General features: G+C 29.7%; 2 protein-coding genes. Both read left to right on the top strand.

Going from position 1 to position 1952, the window contains the following annotated elements; all coding sequences use genetic code 11:
- The first annotated feature begins 146 nt into the window (after positions 1 to 146).
- The gene (locus tag HG1285_RS03430; RefSeq protein WP_008288870.1) at positions 147 to 680 is read left to right on the top strand and encodes a PD-(D/E)XK nuclease family protein; all 534 of its coding nucleotides are present in this window, start codon (positions 147 to 149) and stop codon (positions 678 to 680) included.
- Between the two features lie 29 nt (positions 681 to 709).
- The coding region (ligA, locus tag HG1285_RS03435; RefSeq protein ID WP_008288869.1) for an NAD-dependent DNA ligase LigA at positions 710 to 1952 on the top strand (1243 nt) is incomplete at its 3' end.

The following is a 1952-nucleotide window of genomic DNA, read 5'->3' as shown; positions in this document are numbered from 1 at the left end:
ATCTGGATGCAATTTAGAGACAAGAGATAATTAGATTTAGATAATATAGAAGAAAAATTAGAAGAAATCTTAAAAAAGAAAAAAAACAAAGAGAAATTTATGAAAAATCCCTCACCAGTCCAAGATTTACATCTGTATCTCAAATAATGAAAGAAGAGAAAGAAAGAGAAGAAATAAAATTCAATTTTTCAAAAAATACAGGTGAAAATATTTCTATTTATACAGGAATTGTTGTACATAATGTATTGGAAGAGGTGGATTTTACAAATATATCATTAAAGCAGTTAAATACATTAATAAAAAAACAGGAAAAAATAATTCCAGAACTTATAAAAAATGTAGTTATGGAAAACAGCCGTAAAATCTTAAGGAAATTTATAAATTCTCCTCTTCACAAAGAATTAAAAGAATCTAATATAATTTTTAGAGAGCTTCCATTTACTTTATATGAAAACGAAAAATACATAGAAGGCAGAATTGATATTATTTATGAAAAAGATGGGAAAATAATTGTTATGGATTACAAAACAAATAGATATGAAACCGAGGAAGAAAAGCAAAAAGTAATAAAGGCTTATGAAAAGCAAAAAGAATACTATTTAAAAGCAGTAAAAAAGATTTTTCCTGAAAAAAATATAGAATTCAAGCTGGGACTTCTCTGGAAAGGTGAAGTTGTATAATAGAAAATAAAAACAAAAAGGGTAAGAAAATGTATACAAAAGAACAAGAAAAACAGCTTATAGAAAAAACCCGCCAGCTGTTAAAAATATCTATTGAAGATTTAAAGACAAAAGAAGATGCAGAAAAAATAATAAATGATTTAAGAGAAGTTATAAAGTATCATGACTGGAAATACTATGTTCTTGCTAACCCTGTAATTTCGGACTATGAATATGATAAATTGTTTCATTTGCTTGTTTCAATAGAAAAAAAATATCCAGAACTTATAACTGCCGATTCTCCAACACAAAGAGTACCAAGTGGACTTATTAAAGAATTTCCAAAGGTAAAACATCTTGCTCCTATGCTTTCCCTTGAAAACTCATATAACGAAGAAGACCTGAGGGATTTTGATAGAAGAGTTAAAGAAATAACAGGTTTAGATGAGATTGAGTATTCTGTTGAGCCAAAATTTGATGGAGCAGGAATAGCACTTGTTTATGAAAATAATCTTTTTGTTAGAGGAGCAACGAGGGGAGATGGAGCAGTTGGAGATGATATAACTCCAAATCTAAAAGTTATAAGAACAATTCCATTATCTGCAGATTTTGAAAAATACGGTATTAAAACTATAGAAATAAGGGGAGAAGTTTTAATAAATAAAGAACTTTTCAAAAAAATAAATCAAGAAAGACTTGAAGAAGGACTTCCTCTTTTTGCAAATCCGAGAAATGCTGCGGCTGGTTCTCTGAGACTCCAAAACCCAAAAGAAGTGGCAAAAAGAGGACTTGAAGCTTTTGTTTATCAAATAACATATACAGTAGATGAAAATGAAAATAACCTTCTTGGAACAAAACTTAAAAAGCACAGTGAGTCTATAAAAATGCTTTATGAACTTGGTTTTAAATCACCATATAAAGAAATTAAGGTGTGTAAAAACATAGATGAAGTAATTGATTACTGTAATCAGTGGCAAGAAAAAAGAGACAGCTACCCTTATGAAATAGATGGTATGGTAGTTAAAGTAAATGATATATCTCTTTATGATACTCTTGGTGCGACTTCACACCATCCAAGATGGGCTATTGCATACAAGTTTCAGGCTCGGCAGGCAACAACAAAGCTTATAGATGTTGTATTTCAGGTCGGTAGGACTGGAGCAATAACTCCTGTAGGAAAACTTGAGCCTGTTGAAATAGGAGGAGTTGTAGTTTCTTCTGTTTCTTTAATAAATGAGGATTTTATAAAAGAAAAAGATATAAGAATTGGAGATTTAGTTTTAGTTGAAAGAG

Source organism: Hydrogenivirga sp. 128-5-R1-1, assembly GCF_000171895.1.
The sequence above is the reverse complement of the archived record's forward strand: the minus strand, read 5'-3'. Positions and strand labels throughout refer to the sequence as shown.